The 13,774-nt window shown below is 67.5% G+C and carries 12 protein-coding genes and 1 riboswitch; of the genes, 6 read left to right on the top strand and 6 right to left on the bottom strand.

The genetic code is table 11. The features are described 5' to 3' along the window. Positions 1-18 precede the first annotated feature (18 nt). Together AC5P8Y_RS02855 and hslO are read right to left on the bottom strand one after the other, a co-directional pair. Positions 19-831: an XOO1806 family protein gene (locus AC5P8Y_RS02855; protein ID WP_024956328.1), complete on the bottom strand. Its 813-nt coding sequence runs from the start codon at positions 829-831 to the stop codon at positions 19-21. 149 nt (positions 832-980) lie between these two features. Then, on the bottom strand, positions 981-1,874 hold the full coding sequence (gene hslO / locus AC5P8Y_RS02850) for an Hsp33 family molecular chaperone HslO (RefSeq protein WP_005410687.1): 894 nt from the start codon (positions 1,872-1,874) through the stop codon (positions 981-983). Between the two features lie 77 nt (positions 1,875-1,951). Here hslO and mtgA point away from each other — a divergent pair, with 77 nt between their 5' ends. The 3 genes from mtgA to AC5P8Y_RS02835 are packed head-to-tail and all read left to right on the top strand — an operon-like array spanning position 1,952 to position 4,158. Further along, complete coding sequence (gene mtgA / locus AC5P8Y_RS02845) at positions 1,952-2,701, top strand: monofunctional biosynthetic peptidoglycan transglycosylase (protein WP_005410686.1); 750 nt, start codon at positions 1,952-1,954, stop codon at positions 2,699-2,701. A 46-nt stretch (positions 2,702-2,747) separates the two neighbouring features. Then, a complete protein-coding gene (locus AC5P8Y_RS02840; protein ID WP_049404525.1) occupies positions 2,748-3,767 on the top strand; it encodes a glycosyltransferase family 2 protein in 1,020 nt (339 codons plus the stop codon). Continuing rightward, positions 3,727-4,158, top strand: a complete 432-nt coding sequence (locus AC5P8Y_RS02835) for a CBS domain-containing protein (RefSeq protein WP_033834030.1) — start codon at positions 3,727-3,729, stop codon at positions 4,156-4,158. The genes AC5P8Y_RS02840 and AC5P8Y_RS02835 overlap by 41 nt, the downstream gene beginning before the upstream one ends. A gap of 410 nt (positions 4,159-4,568) precedes the next feature. Here AC5P8Y_RS02835 and AC5P8Y_RS02830 read toward each other — a convergent pair whose 3' ends face one another. The 4 genes from AC5P8Y_RS02830 to AC5P8Y_RS02815 form a co-directional block, all read right to left on the bottom strand. Continuing rightward, complete coding sequence (locus tag AC5P8Y_RS02830; protein WP_049404527.1) at positions 4,569-6,542, bottom strand: AsmA family protein; 1,974 nt, start codon at positions 6,540-6,542, stop codon at positions 4,569-4,571. Positions 6,543-6,615: 73 nt separating this feature from the next. Next, the gene (trhA, locus tag AC5P8Y_RS02825) at positions 6,616-7,254 is read right to left on the bottom strand and encodes a PAQR family membrane homeostasis protein TrhA (protein WP_010482744.1); all 639 of its coding nucleotides are present in this window, start codon (positions 7,252-7,254) and stop codon (positions 6,616-6,618) included. 204 nt (positions 7,255-7,458) lie between these two features. Continuing rightward, positions 7,459-9,063, bottom strand: coding sequence for a peptide chain release factor 3 (locus AC5P8Y_RS02820; RefSeq protein ID WP_049404528.1), 1,605 nt, complete (start codon positions 9,061-9,063; stop codon positions 7,459-7,461). A gap of 66 nt (positions 9,064-9,129) precedes the next feature. After that, the gene (locus tag AC5P8Y_RS02815) at positions 9,130-10,011 is read right to left on the bottom strand and encodes a M23 family metallopeptidase (RefSeq protein ID WP_033834028.1); all 882 of its coding nucleotides are present in this window, start codon (positions 10,009-10,011) and stop codon (positions 9,130-9,132) included. A gap of 148 nt (positions 10,012-10,159) precedes the next feature. Further along, a riboswitch (SAM riboswitch) is annotated at positions 10,160-10,278 on the top strand. A gap of 77 nt (positions 10,279-10,355) precedes the next feature. Here AC5P8Y_RS02815 and metX point away from each other — a divergent pair. Genes metX through AC5P8Y_RS02800 form a run of 3 tightly spaced genes read left to right on the top strand, consistent with a single transcriptional unit; the run spans position 10,356 to position 13,683 of the window. Next, entirely contained in the window at positions 10,356-11,387 is a 1,032-nt protein-coding gene (gene metX / locus AC5P8Y_RS02810; RefSeq protein ID WP_005410679.1) for a homoserine O-succinyltransferase MetX, read from the top strand. Further along, positions 11,384-12,619: an O-succinylhomoserine (thiol)-lyase gene (locus tag AC5P8Y_RS02805; RefSeq protein ID WP_049404531.1), complete on the top strand. Its 1,236-nt coding sequence runs from the start codon at positions 11,384-11,386 to the stop codon at positions 12,617-12,619. The genes metX and AC5P8Y_RS02805 overlap by 4 nt, the downstream gene beginning before the upstream one ends. Next, complete coding sequence (locus AC5P8Y_RS02800; protein WP_049404532.1) at positions 12,616-13,683, top strand: homoserine dehydrogenase family protein; 1,068 nt, start codon at positions 12,616-12,618, stop codon at positions 13,681-13,683. Before AC5P8Y_RS02805 ends, AC5P8Y_RS02800 begins: the two co-directional genes overlap by 4 nt. Positions 13,684-13,774 lie beyond the last annotated feature (91 nt).

Here is a 13,774-nt window from a genome sequence, read left to right as displayed (position 1 = left end):
GGTGAGGCAGCAGGGAGCTTACAGGTCCTGCTCGTAGCGCACGTACGGCACGGTGCCGTCGTCGTTGCTTTCGTTGCGTGGCGAGAACGGATTCTTGCCGCGGCTGATCACGTTCTCGGCGCCCACGGTGAGCTGGCCGGACCATGGCGTGCGCCAGGTCAGGCCGATACCCAGGCCTTCCCACTTGCCGGGCTTGCCGGGCACGTCGATGACGCGGCCGATGATGCTGCCGGTGAAATTGCCGTAGCCGGCGCCGATGCTCAGGCTCTTGCTGTCCCAGCGGTCGGCAATGGCCGGCGAGGCGTCGGCCAGCGGTACCAGGCGGGCCTTGGCGTAGGTGCCGGCAATGGACACGAAGCCTTCGCGGCCGATGTTCTTCTGTGCGAACACGGTCAGGTCATTCTGCTCGGCGCGCAGCGAAGGGGTCTTGTTCGGGCCTGCCAGCCATGCCGGCAGGGTTTCACGGCCGGTGCCGGCGGTGATGCCGAGGCGGCTGCTGCCACGGTTCAATGCGGCGGTGCCGGTGAAACGCCGGCTGTTGAGGTCGTCCTCGTCGCCGAGGCTGGCCAGCATGCAGTGGCTGGCCAGACCGCTCATGCTGGTCCCGCTGCTGCTGCAGAGCAGGCCCAGCGAATCGCCGGAGGACAGGCCAAAGGCCGCATCCAGCGAGTTGCGGCCGAAATGCCAACGCGCCCCGGCCGCCTGCTCACCGGTCGGCTCCAGGTACAGCAGAGCCTCGACCTTGCCGCTGCCCTTGTTCCATACCGGCAGCACGGTGCGGGTGTCCTTGCTCTGCGCATGCACGCCCGTGATCGCGCCAAGGGCGATCATCATGGCCAGCGGTAGACGCAGGAAGGTACGCATCGGACCAGTTCAGACAGGGACGGACAACGGAAGTTCCCGTGGGGACGGGAACTTGATCGTAGGGTGTTTATGAATTCTTAACAAGCCTTGATCCTCCCCAGGTACAAGACTGCCGTTCATTGAAGCCGTTCAGGCGCCGGTACAGCCCCCTGGGCGCCGTGGAACAGTATGCCGAACTCCGTCAATGGAAAGTGATACTCACGCCCGCAGAATTCGCAACGGACCTCGACGGCGCCGGTGTCTGCAGCCGCTGCACGGGCCTCCTCCTCACCCAGCGACTGCAGCATCGCCGCCACCCGCTCGCGGGAACAGGAGCAGGCAAAGGACAGCGGCTTTTCGCCCATCAGCGCCGGCTTCTCCTCGTGGAACAGGCGGTGCAGCAGCTGCTCGGCCGGGGTGGCCAGCAGTTCAGCCTTGCCCAGGGTCTCGAACAGGGCGCTGGCGCGCGCCCAGCCGTCCTCGTCGCCCTCGTCGCCCGGCAGCTTCTGCAGCAGCAGGCCGGCGGCACCATTGCGGTCGGCCGCCAGCAGCAGGCGGGTCGGCAGCTGCTCGGACTGGCGGAAGTAGTCCTCGAAGGCCTCGTCCAGTTCCGGCGCGGTCAGTCCGACCAGGCTCTGGTAGCGCTGTGGTTCACGCGGGTCCAGGCCGGGGTTCTCGATGGTGATGGCGAGGATCGCGTCATCGCCCAGGCTGGACAGGTCGCGCGGCGCGTCGCCGCCTTCGCTGAGCTGGGCGATGCCGCGCAGGGTGCCGGCGGCGGTGCATTCGGCGAACAGGGTGCGCAGGGCAGTGCTGCTGCGCAGCTGGATCGACAGGCGTCCATCGATCTTGGTATGGCCGGTGAACAGCGCCGAGGCCACGCAGGCCTCGCCGAGCAGTTCGGCGGCGGTATCCGGGTACTCGGCGTGGGACAGGATTTCCTGCCAGGTGGCCTGCAGGTGCACGTGGACGCCGCGGACGCCGGCGTCGGGGAGCAGGAAGCGGATCAGGGAATCGGAGTTGGCGGTCATCGGCTCACATCGCGCGTAAACGGGGGCAGTTGCCGGATAATGCGCCGACAACCAGATAGAAGAAGGATGCACCAGTAATGGGGGCAGGGGGAGAGCAGCACAAGGTGGAAGCTGTCGTAGAAGGCCCGCGCCGCAGGCGCTGGCGCTGGAAACGGCTGCTGTGGCTGCCGGTGCTGCTGGCTGCTTTCAGCTGCCTGCAGGTCCTGGTGCTGCGGTTCATCGACCCGCCCGTGTCCATGGTGATGCTGTGGCGCTATGGCGAGGCGCTGGGCGAGGCCGATTGGTCCTATCGCCTGCATTACCAGTGGCGCGACCTTGACCAGATGGCGCCGAGCCTGCCGATTTCGCTGGTGGCCGCCGAGGACCAGCGTTTCCCCGACCACAACGGCTTCGACCTGCAGGCCATCGAGAAGGCCCGCGACCACAATGCCAAGGGCGGGCGACTGCGTGGCGCCAGCACGATCAGCCAGCAGGTGGCCAAGAACCTGTTCCTCTGGCAGGGCCGCAGCTGGATCCGCAAGGGGCTGGAGGTCTGGTACACCGTGCTGATCGAAGCGCTGTGGCCAAAGGAGCGCATCCTGGAGATGTACGCCAACATCGCCGAGTTCGGTGATGGCGTGTACGGAGCTCAGGCGGCGGCGCAGAAGTTCTGGGGCAAGGACGCGGCCAGGTTGAGCCCGGCCGATAGCGCGCGGTTGGCGGCGGTGCTGCCGGCACCGCGGCGCTACAACGCCGCAAAGCCAGGGCCGTACGTGCAGCGGCGCGCCGCCTGGATCCAGCGGCAGGCACGGCAGCTGGGCGGGGCCGCGTACCTTTCGGAAGAGTGAGCGCGCGCCGCCTGATCTACGGCCGGCGGCAACGTACAATCCGGGCATGACCCGCGAACGGCTCACTTTCGTCATCGCCGCCTACAACGAGGCCCTGGCACTGCCGTTGCTGCATCCGCGGTTGTGCGCGGTGCTCGACGCGCTGCCCGACATCGACGGCCACATTCTGTACGTGGACGACGGCAGCCATGACGGGACCTGGGAGGTGATCGCCCGCCTGGCCCAATCCGACGCGCGGGTCTCCGCGCTGAAGCTGTCGCGCAATTTCGGCAAGGAAGCCGCACTGACCGCTGGCCTGGACCTGGTGCGCGAAGGGGCGGCGATGATACTGGATGCCGATGGCCAGGACCCGCCGGAGATTGTGCCGCAGTTCGTCGCGCGCTGGCGCGAGGGCCATGACAACGTCTATGGCACGCGCCTGGCGCGCGATGGCGAGGCCTGGATCAAGCGTGCCACGGCGGCGATCTTCTACCGCGTGATGGGGCGCCTTTCGCGTACGCCGATCCCGGCCGATACCGGGGATTTCCGCCTGCTGTCACCACGCGCGCTGAGGGCGCTGCGCGAGATGCGTGAGCGCCATCGTTTCATGAAGGGGCTTTTCAGCTGGGTGGGTTTCAAGCGCGTGGCGGTGCCCTATCACCGCCACGCACGCGTGGCCGGCACCAGCAAGTTCAGCCTGTGGCGGCTGTGGAACTTCGCCCTGGAAGGCATTACCGGGTTCTCGACCGTGCCTCTGCGCGCGGCGACCTACCTGGGGCTGGCAACCGCGGCGGTGGCCTTCGTGTTCGGCATGTGGGTGATCGTCAAGGCCGCGCTGTACGGCGACCGGGTGGCGGGCTGGCCGACGATGATGGCGGTGATCCTGTTCCTGGGCGGGGTGCAGTTGATCGCGCTGGGCCTGATCGGTGAGTACCTGGGGCGCCTGTACGAAGAGTCCAAGCAGCGGCCGTTGTACCTGGTTGACGCGTGGCTAGCATCCGCCGTGGCAGACTCGGCCCTGCAACCCACCCTCGGAGGGCAGGCAGATGACCACGGTACGGCAACTGTTGGACGGCAAGTCTCCTGAAGTACATGCGGTCGCGCCGGATGCGGCGGTGATCGATGCGATCCGGTTGATGGCGGAAAAGGGCATTGGCGCGGTCCTGGTGATGGACGGGCCGCGGTTGGTCGGGATCCTTTCGGAGCGCGATTACGCGCGCAAGATCGTGTTGCGTGATCGTTCTTCGCGCGATACGGCGGTGGCCGAGATCATGACGACGCAGGTGGTGACGGTGTCGCCGGGCGAACAGGTGGAGCATTGCCTGCAGCTGGTGACCGACTACCGCATCCGCCACCTGCCGGTGGTGGAGGGCGTGCAGGTGCTGGGGGTGATTTCCATTGGCGACCTGGTGAAGTCGGTGATCGATGCGCAGCGCAGGGAGCTGGATCAGCTGCAGCAGTACATCGTGGCGGGATGAGTTTTTCGCTGGCGGGCCTGCGGCCCGCCGGCCCGCTTTTCGAAGCTCAAAGCCAAAGCAGCGCCTTCCTGATACGTTGGGAGGCGGAGGGTGCGGCTGGGCAGGACCCTCCGCCTCTGGACACGTTCCCGCGAGCGCGGTGCGTTTCAGTGCCGGTCCCCCGCTCCTGGTAGATGCCAACCTTGGTTGGCATTGGCTTTTGATTCTGCTCTTTCTTTTGACTTTGAACTTCGCTCTCGTTCCGCGCGCGCAGGAAACTGTCCGGAGCCGGAGCAAGGCGGCAGGCAGGACCGTGAGGCGCATGGATGCGCCGACCGAGCCTACAGGGACGTATTTACGGCGTGTCCTGCCTGTCGCCTTGCTCCGGCTCTACGCGCGGGAAGGGAGGCGCCGCGAACAACGCTGTAACCCTACTTCGCATACTGCCCACCGCAGTTGGCATCCTTGCCCGGCCCCGGTTCAATCGTAGCCAGCAATGCCGCCGGCGGCGCGATGCTGCCCAGTGCCAGGGCCACCGCGCCGCGAATACCCAACGCCTTGAAGTCAGGGCGGAACGACGGGTCCTTGAACGTGCCGCTGATATGCAACGGTGACCGCAGTACCAGGATGCTCTTGTCCTTCGGGCGCGGTTTCAGCAGCAGGTCCAGGGTCTCGTCGCGCAGGCTGACCGTGCCTTCGCCGATGAGGATGGTATCGGTGGTGTCCACCGCCAGTGCCTGGCTGGTCATCAGGCCGTCCTGCACACCGAAGTCGGCGAAGGCGCAGCGCAGCGGAATCTGCTTGTCACCGGTCACCAGGAACTTCAGTGATTCGGTGATATCCAGCCCGGCCAGTTCCATCACCAGGTTGCCGACATGGCCACGGCCCATCGCCAGCCCGACCTTGCCGCTGCTGCTGCCGAGCATGGCGGCGATCGAGTTGCCGTGCCCGCTCAGGTCCACTTCGCCGCCGATGCCGCCCTTGGCCTGCTCGGCCAGCTTCGCATCCGGGAAAAGCTGGCCCAGCTGCACGCCGCGTACGCTGGCCCTCAACGCGGTGCGAATCTGCGCCTGGCGTGCATCCATGCGGATCGTGCTGCGGATATCGCCGCCGGCCACGCCGAAGTTCAGCGGGTCCAGCCGCAGCACGCCGTCATCCAGCAGCAGGTGCGCGTCCATGTCGTCCAGTGGCAACGAGGGCGCGTTGATGCGGTGGGCCTTCCAGCGCACGTCGGCATCCATCGCACGCAGTTTGCCCAGATTGTAGGGCGTGTCGGGCAATACCCGGCTGCTGGCGGCGATGCGGGCGGCCTGTGCCTTTTGTTCCGCGTTCGCGGTTTCGCCGCCGCCGGTCTTCGGTGGCGCTCCCACGAAGCCGGCCAGGTCATCGAAGTCCAGGCGCCTGGATTCCAGTGTCGCGGTCAGCCGTGGACGGTCGCGTCCCACCTCGAACTGCAGGTTGCCAGCGAGGTCGCTGTCACCGACCTTGCCGGTGAAGCTGTCGTAGCGCCAGACGTTGTGGTCGCGCTTCAGGCGTCCGTCCAACGCATAGGGCGGTGAGGGCGGGATGGCGATGCCGAGCAGCGGGTAGAGATCGGCCAGATCCTGGCCACTGAGCGCGAACTGCAGGTCGAACACGCGCAGCTGGAAGGGGTTGGTGAGCGTGCCGCGGGCCACTGCGTGGGTGGCACCGGCGCGGCCGTCGAGGTGGATGCGGAACGGGTGGTCGCTGTCGGTCAGTTCCAGCGGTGATTCGGTACCGCCCTGGAGGGTGAACGGGTTGCCCTGCCAGCGGCCCTTGCCCCGCACCAGCAGCGGCGGCGAGGCATCGGCCTGTTTCGGTTGGCCGCTGCGCACGCCCACGCGGATGTCGGTGCGGCCCAGTGCGTCGAGGAACTGCAGCCGGCCGTCGTCGATGCGCAGGCGCTTGAGTTGCGGGCTGGTGCCGCCAGCGCTGTCACCGAGGAAATCCCAGTTGCCCGGCTCGCCCTTGCGCGGGGCGGTTTCCAGCAGCACGTCCGGTCGGGTCAGGCGCACTTCCGGCAGCTGCACGCTGCCGCGCAGCAGGGGCCATACCCGCACGTCGATCTCGACGCGGTCGGCCGTGGCCATGTTCGGCTGCTTCGCCCAGGCGGCATTGGCGAAAGTGATCGCATCGGCACGGATGGTGCTGGTGCGGCCGAGGTCGACATCCAGGTGGCCGATGTGCAGTGCACGACCGGTGCGTGCATGCACCGCGCGCTCGACCGGACCCTTGAACCAGTTCCAGTCCCACAGCGCGATCACCACCAGGATCACTGCCAGCAGGAAGACCAGGACCGTGAGCCAGCGCCGGCCGCGCGGGCCAGGTCTGCGGAGGCGCCAGCGGCAAGCGCGCGTTGCGGCAGGGGAGGCGGCAGCATTCACGCTGCCATGGTTGCCCCTTCATCGTGGACGGGGCGCGAAGCGTCCATGTGCGTGGTGTGCACAACCCGCGCCGTTACAGCACCTGCATGGTCACCGCGACGAAGTGGCAGACGCTGCCGCCGATCACGAACAGGTGCCAGATCGCGTGCGAATAGGGGATCGATTCGCGGTGATAGAAATAGGTGCCCAGCGTGTACGACAGGCCGCCGGCCAGCAGCCAGCCCAGCGTCCAGCCGTCGATCGAGGCCAGCATCGGCTTGATGGCCACGATCACCAGCCAGCCCATGGCGATGTAGATGCCGGTGGAAAGCGCCTTGAAGCGGCCGGTGTAGAACAGCTTGAACACCACCCCGGCCAGGGCCAGGGTCCAGATCGCGGCGAACAGGCCCCAGCCCCACGGGCCACGCAGGCCGATCAGGGTGAACGGGGTATAGGTGCCGGCGATCAATACGTAGATTGCGCAGTGGTCGAACACCTTCAGGCGGCCCTTGGCGACCGGGTGCTGGATGGCGTGGTACAGCGTGGAGGCGGTGTACAGCAGCAGAAGCGCAATGCCGAATACGATCGCGCCGGCCAGCTGCCAGCCATCGCTGTAGATGGCGGCCAGGGTGATCAGTACCGCACCGGCGCCCAGGGCGAGCACGGCACCGAGGCCGTGGGTCAGGGCGCTGGCGATTTCTTCGCGGATCGAAGCAACGGAAGTCGTGGACATGGCGTAGGCATCGTTCGCGGGGAGGGGGACCCGCACCCCCCTATCATCGCCGCGATGGGCGGCGTCTGCACGCCCGTCACCGTATGGTCGATGAATTGCCGGCCTGCGCCGGGTCCATGGTAGATCCACGCCATGCGTGGATGAACGCCCGGCACTGCAGGAGTCAGAGCCCTTTCCTGCGGAAAGGGATCCGACCGCGTGGCATCAGCCCGCCGAAACCGTATGCGCCGCTTCGCGGGTGGCCGAGAAGCGCACGTCCGGCGAGCGTTCCTGCGCCAGCTGAAGGTTGACCCGGGTCGGTGCCAGGTAGACCAGGTGGCCGGCCGCATCCAGTGCCAGGTTCAGTGCGTTCTTCTCGCGGAACTCTTCCAGCTTCTTTTCGTTGCTGCAGTGGACCCAACGCGCAGTAGTCACGCTGACCGGCTCGAAGGTGGCTTCCACGCCGTACTCGTCCTTCAGGCGGTACGCGGCCACGTCGAACTGCAGCACACCGACCGCACCCAGGATCAGGTCGTTGCTGGTCAGCGGGCGGAAGAACTGGGTCGCACCTTCCTCGGACAGCTGGGCCAGGCCCTTCTGCAGCTGCTTGAGCTTGAGCGGATCACGCAGGCGTGCGCGACGGAACAGCTCCGGGGCGAAGTTCGGAATACCGGTGAAGGTGACCGCTTCGCCTTCGGTGAAGGTATCGCCGATGGAAATGGTGCCGTGGTTGTGGATGCCGATCACATCGCCCGGCCACGCTTCGGCGGCGATTTCACGATCGCTGGCCATGAAGGTCAGCGCGTTGGCCAGCTTCATTTCCTTGCCGGTGCGCACGTGGAAGGTCTTCATGCCGGCGCTGAAACGGCCCGAGCAGACGCGCATGAACGCCACGCGGTCACGGTGCTGCGGGTCCATGTTGGCCTGGATCTTGAACACGAAGCCGGTCAGCTTGTTCTCTTCCGGGGCAATCTCGCGGCCGGTGGTGGAGCGTGCCTGCGGCGACGGCGCATGCTCGACGAAGAAGTCCAGCAGCGGCTGCACGCCGAAGTTGTTCACGCCCGAGCCGAAGAACACCGGGGTCTGCTTGCCGGCGCGGTAGGCCTCCAGGTCGAACGGGTGGCTGGCGCCCTGCACCAGTTCCAGTTCGTCGCGCAGGTCGGCCAGCATCTGTGCACCGATCTTCTCGGCCAGGCCGGGGGCATCGATGGACGGGAAGATGGTCGAGTCCTGGCGGGTGAAGTTGCGGCCCGGTTCGTACAGGTGCACTTCGCCGGTGAGCAGATGCACCACGCCCTTCAGGCGCTGGCCCATGCCGATCGGCCAGGTGACCGGGGCGCACTGGATGCCCAGCACGGTTTCCACTTCATCCAGCAGCTCGATCGGGTCCTTGCCCTCGCGGTCGAGCTTGTTGATGAAGGTCATGATCGGGGTATCGCGCAGGCGGCACACTTCCATCAGCTTGATGGTGCGCTCTTCCACGCCCTTGGCCACGTCGATCACCATCAGCGCCGAGTCCACCGCAGTCAGCACGCGGTAGGTGTCCTCGCCGAAGTCGGCGTGGCCGGGGGTGTCGAGCAGGTTGACGATCTTGTCTTCGTACGGGAACTGCATCACCGAAGAGGTGACGGAGATGCCGCGTTCCTTTTCCAATGCCATCCAGTCGGAGGTGGCGTGGCGGGCGGCCTTGCGGCCCTTGACCGAACCGGCCATCTGGATCGCGCCTCCGAACAGCAGCAGCTTTTCGGTCAGCGTGGTCTTGCCGGCGTCAGGATGGGAAATGATGGCGAAGGTGCGGCGACGCGACGCTTCGTTGGCGACTTCGGACATGGCAGTGGCGCCCGCCCGGGGCGCTTTTCAAAGAGATAAGCGCCCGATTATACCGGCCGGGGCCGTTCAGCGCCCGATGCCGCCCTCGGCCTCGCCCTGGCGGGCGAACTGCAGCTGGCCCTGCTCGGCGAAGATGCGTGCCGGCACCGAACGCAGGCCCATGCCGCGGTTGACCTGCACCACGAAGTGCAGGTGCGGTGCGCTGCTGAAGCCGCTGTTGCCGGACAGGCCGATCGGCTGCCCGGCGCCCACCGCCTGGCCGCGACGCACGCGCATGCCGCCGGCCTGCAGGTGGCCGTACAGGGCCATGCTGCCGTCGCTGTGCAGCACGCGGATGAAGTTGGCGCGGGCACCATCACGTTCGCGGTCCTGGCCGTTGCCTCGGAAGCCATCCTGGATCTGCATCACCGTGCCCTCGCGCGCGGCCAGCACCAGTGTGCCCTCCGGCAGTGCGAAGTCGACCGCGTCGCGGTTTTCCTCGTCGTCGTGGCTGAACCGGCCCTGCGGCGCCTGGTCCACGCGCGGGCGTGCATCATCGAAGGGCAGGCGGTAGGCCACATCCTCGGCCTGTGCGGCGGGGTTGCCTGGTACCGACTGCAGGCGCAGGTCCAGCATCGGGCCGTTGACCGGCGCGGGGAGGTGGCCGACGACCAGGCTGCTGTCGCCCTGTATCAGTGACTGCACCGGCAAGCCGTCGACCGGGTGCCCAGGGGCGGCGCGCAGTTCGATCTGCAACGGCCCGGCCAGGGTGTTGTCGATCCGGGCCTGCCACTGTTCGCCGATCGACTGCAGGCGCAGCTGGGCCATCGGAAGGGGGGCCTTCGCCTCCGCGCTGGCGGGGGCAGGCGCCTTCGGCAGCATCCCCCAGCCCTGGCGCCAGTCGCTGGCGCCGGCAGAGGCGCTGGCCAGCAGCGGCAGGAGCAGGCAGGTCAAGGGCAGGCGTGGCATCAGCGGATTCAGGAAAACGGACCGTCCGGACTGTACCCGATCCTGAACGGAGCGACCGCGACGCCTCTCGCATACCTGTTGCGAAAATATTCATCGCTTTATCCGCATGAAGGGATTGACAGCGCCCGGAAGCGCTGGCATCGTGGCCTCACCATCGAGACCGGCAGAGGGACAGGCCCTTTGAAGCCGGGGCAGCCCGCGGATGCGAAAGCGTTCGCGTAGGTGCCAAATCCTGCGGGGACCGTGGCGTCCACCGAAAGATGGTTCGATCCATGCACCGCACGTGCATCTCGAACGCGAGCCCCGCGAAGGCTCGATGGCCGATTCCCCAACCGGATCCCGCCATGAGCTTCGCTGCCAGTACCGCCGTTCGCCCCGAACCCTTTGTCCCCGTCAGCGTGCCGGTCGAAGACCGCGTGCATGCCGAGCGCGGTGAGTTCGCCGCGGTGCTGTCGATGCGTCACGCTGGCCCCAGCCCGGTGCGCCTGCGCTATGAGTGGGTCGGCCCGGCCAATGCGCCGGTGGTGGTGCTGGCCGGCGGCATCTCCGCCCATCGCCATGTGGCGTCCAACGCACAGTTCAGCGAGAAGGGCTGGGCCGAAGACCTGGTCGGCAGTGGTCGCACGCTGGATCCGCAGCAGTTGCGCGTACTGGCGTTCGACTTCATCGGGGCCGACGGTGCGTTGGACGTGCCGATCGATACCGCTGACCAGGCCGATGCGCTGGCACTGCTGCTGGATCATCTGGGTATCCGCACGCTGAAGGCCTTCGTCGGCTACTCGTATGGCGCGCTGGTCGGCCAGCAGTTCGCGATCCGTCATCGAGCCCGGGTGCGCCAGCTGGTGCTGGCCAGCGGCGCGCATCGTCCGCACCCGTATGCCGCGGCCTGGCGCGCACTGCAGCGCCGCGCCGTCGCCCTCGGCCAACTGCAGTGCGGCGAAGACCACGGCCTGGCGCTGGCCCGGCAGTTCGCCATGCTCAGCTACCGCACCCCGGAAGAGTTCGGCGAGCGCTTCGACGCCGCGCCGGAAGTGATCAACGGCCGCGTGCGGGTCGCCGCCGAGGACTATCTGGACGCCGCCGGCGCGCAGTACGTCGCGCGCACGCCGGTGACCGCCTACCTGCGCCTGTCCGAATCGATCGACCTGCACCGCGTGGACCCCGCCGCCATCCTGCCGCCGACCGTGGTGGTCGCGGTGGAGGGTGACCGCCTGGTGCCGCTGGCCGACCTGGTCGGCCTGGTCGAGGGGCTGGGGCCGCGCGGAAGCCTGCGCGTGCTGCGCTCGCCCTATGGCCACGACGCCTTCCTCAAAGAAACCGATCGCATCGACGCGATCCTCGCCACCGCCTTCCGCACCTCTGGAGAGTCCGCATGAGCCTGCACGCCAACGAGCCGTCCTGTAGCCGCACCACTGCCGCCGTCCGTGCCGGCATCGATCGGGACACCGCGCATGGCGCGGTCACGCCGCCGATCGTGCTGTCGTCGAACTTCAGCTTTGAAGGCTTCGGCAACAAGCGCCAGTACGACTACACGCGCAGTGGCAACCCGACCCGCGACCTGTTGGGTGAAGCGCTGGCCGAGCTGGAAGGCGGTGCGGGCGGCGTGATCACCGCCACCGGCATGGGCGCGATCAACCTGGTGCTGAACGCGCTGCTTCAGCCGGGCGATACCCTGGTCGTGCCGCACGACGCGTACGGTGGCAGCTGGCGGCTGTTCAATGCGCTGGCGAAGAAGGGCCATTTCGAGCTGGTCACCGCCGACCTGACCGATCCGCGCGCGCTGTCGCAGTCGCTGGCCACCCAGCCGAAGCTGGTGCTGGTGGAAACGCCGTCCAATCCGCTGCTGCGCATCACCGACCTGCGCTTCGTCATCGATGCCGCGCACAAGGCAGGTGCTCTGGTTGTGGTCGACAACACCTTCCTGTCGCCGGCCCTGCAGCAACCACTGTCGTTCGGTGCGGATCTGGTGCTGCATTCCACCACCAAGTACATCAACGGCCACAGCGACGTGGTGGGTGGTGCGGTCGTCGCGCGCGATCCGGCACTGCATGAGCAGCTGGTGTGGTGGGGCAACGCGCTGGGCCTGACGGGTTCGCCGTTTGATGCCTTCCTGACCCTGCGTGGCCTGCGCACGCTGGATGCGCGCCTGCGCGTGCATCAGGAGAACACCACGTCGATCGTTGCGCTGCTGGACCAGCATCCGGCGGTCGGCCGCGTCTATTATCCGGGTCTGGCCGATCACCCGGGCCACTCCATCGCTGCTCGCCAGCAGAGTGGCTTCGGCGCGATGCTGTCGTTCGAACTGGCGCACTGCGCGGGTGATGATCCGCACGCGGCGGTGCGCGCGCTCGTCGATGGCCTGCGCTGTTTCACCCTGGCCGAATCGCTGGGCGGCGTCGAAAGCCTGATCGCGCATCCCGCCACCATGACCCATGCGGCGATGACCGCCGAAGCGCGTGCCGCGGCCGGCATCAGCGAAGGCCTGCTGCGCCTGTCGGTTGGCATCGAGGCCGAGCGTGACCTGTTGGCCGATCTCGGCGCCGCGCTGCAGCGTGCCGAAGCGGTGATTGATGCGGCTGCGCGCCGCAAACAGGTGGTGGATGCATGAGCGCGCTCGCCGCAGAAATTCCTGCTCTGGGCGTTGGACGCCTGGCGCTGCTGGGCACCGGCACGGTCGGCTCGGCCTTCGTACAGCGTTACCAGGCATTGCGGGCGCGTGGGCTGGAACTGCCCAGCGTGCAGTGGCTGGCCAATTCACGCACTGCGCTGGAGATCGATCGTGACCTGGCCTTGCCGCTGGAACTGGCACGGCGTGCACCGCGCGATGGCCAGAGTTCGCCACCGTGGGCGAGTGCCGAAGGACTAGAGCGTGGCGACGTGGTGGTCGACGCCACCGCCAGCGAAGACGTGGCCGCGCGCCACGTGCAGTGGCTGGCGCGGGGCGTGCATGTGGTGACCGCCAACAAGCTGGGGCGTGGTGCGCAGCTGGCCCGCGCGCAGGCCATTGCGGAAAGCTGTGCCGACAGTGGCGCACGCTATGGCGACAGCGCGACGGTGGGCGCGGGCCTGCCGCTGTTGAGCAGCCTGCGTGCACTGGTGGCCGGTGGCGATCACATCCATGCCATCGAAGGCGTGCTGTCCGGTTCGCTGGCGTGGCTGTTCCATCGTTATGACGGCCAGTCGCCGTTCTCGGCGGCGGTGCGCGAGGCGCTGGCTGCCGGCTACACCGAGCCCGATCCGCGCCTGGACCTTTCCGGTGAAGACGTGCGTCGCAAGCTGCTGATCCTGGCCCGCAGCAGCGGGTTGGCGCTGGATGCGTCGCAGGTAGAGGTGGATTCACTGGTGCCTGAAGCGCTGGCAGCGCTGCCGCTGGAGGATGCGGTGGCGGCGCTCGAGCAGCTGGATGCGCCGTTGCAGGCGCGCTGGCAGCAGGCGCATGACAATGGCCGCGTGCTGCGTTTCGTTGGCCGTGTCGATGGCGAGGGTGCGCAGGTGGGCCTGCGTGAGTTGCCTGCCGATCACCCGTTGGCGCAGGGCGCGGGCACCGACAACCGCGTGGCCATCCACAGCGATCGCTATCACCGCCAGCCGTTGTTGATCCAGGGCCCGGGCGCGGGCGCGGAAGTCACCGCCGCCGCGCTGCTGGATGACGTGTTGCGGATCGTCGGCTGATCGCATTGCTTCTGTAGAGCCGAGCCCATGCTCGGCTGCTACTGGCCAGATCCCTCTTGCTGGATAAGCCGAGCATGGCTCGACTCTACAG

It is taken from the genome of Stenotrophomonas sp. YJH_SMC_12-1, assembly GCF_059370935.1.
The sequence above is the reverse complement of the archived record's forward strand: the minus strand, read 5'-3'. Positions and strand labels throughout refer to the sequence as shown.

What these genes read in the sequence shown, in the direction of transcription:
- AC5P8Y_RS02840 (WP_049404525.1), top strand. Translation starts at nt 2,748, where the DNA reads ATGACCCGCGAACGGCTCACTTTCGTCATCGCCGCCTACAACGAGGCC.
- AC5P8Y_RS02820 (WP_049404528.1), bottom strand. Translation starts at nt 9,063, where the DNA reads ATGTCCGAAGTCGCCAACGAAGCGTCGCGTCGCCGCACCTTCGCCATC.
- AC5P8Y_RS02805 (WP_049404531.1), top strand. Translation starts at nt 11,384, where the DNA reads ATGAGCCTGCACGCCAACGAGCCGTCCTGTAGCCGCACCACTGCCGCC.
- AC5P8Y_RS02835 (WP_033834030.1), top strand. Translation starts at nt 3,727, where the DNA reads ATGACCACGGTACGGCAACTGTTGGACGGCAAGTCTCCTGAAGTACAT.
- mtgA (WP_005410686.1), top strand. Translation starts at nt 1,952, where the DNA reads ATGGGGGCAGGGGGAGAGCAGCACAAGGTGGAAGCTGTCGTAGAAGGC.
- hslO (WP_005410687.1), bottom strand. Translation starts at nt 1,874, where the DNA reads ATGACCGCCAACTCCGATTCCCTGATCCGCTTCCTGCTCCCCGACGCC.
- AC5P8Y_RS02800 (WP_049404532.1), top strand. Translation starts at nt 12,616, where the DNA reads ATGAGCGCGCTCGCCGCAGAAATTCCTGCTCTGGGCGTTGGACGCCTG.
- metX (WP_005410679.1), top strand. Translation starts at nt 10,356, where the DNA reads ATGAGCTTCGCTGCCAGTACCGCCGTTCGCCCCGAACCCTTTGTCCCC.
- AC5P8Y_RS02815 (WP_033834028.1), bottom strand. Translation starts at nt 10,011, where the DNA reads ATGCCACGCCTGCCCTTGACCTGCCTGCTCCTGCCGCTGCTGGCCAGC.
- AC5P8Y_RS02855 (WP_024956328.1), bottom strand. Translation starts at nt 831, where the DNA reads ATGATCGCCCTTGGCGCGATCACGGGCGTGCATGCGCAGAGCAAGGAC.
- trhA (WP_010482744.1), bottom strand. Translation starts at nt 7,254, where the DNA reads ATGTCCACGACTTCCGTTGCTTCGATCCGCGAAGAAATCGCCAGCGCC.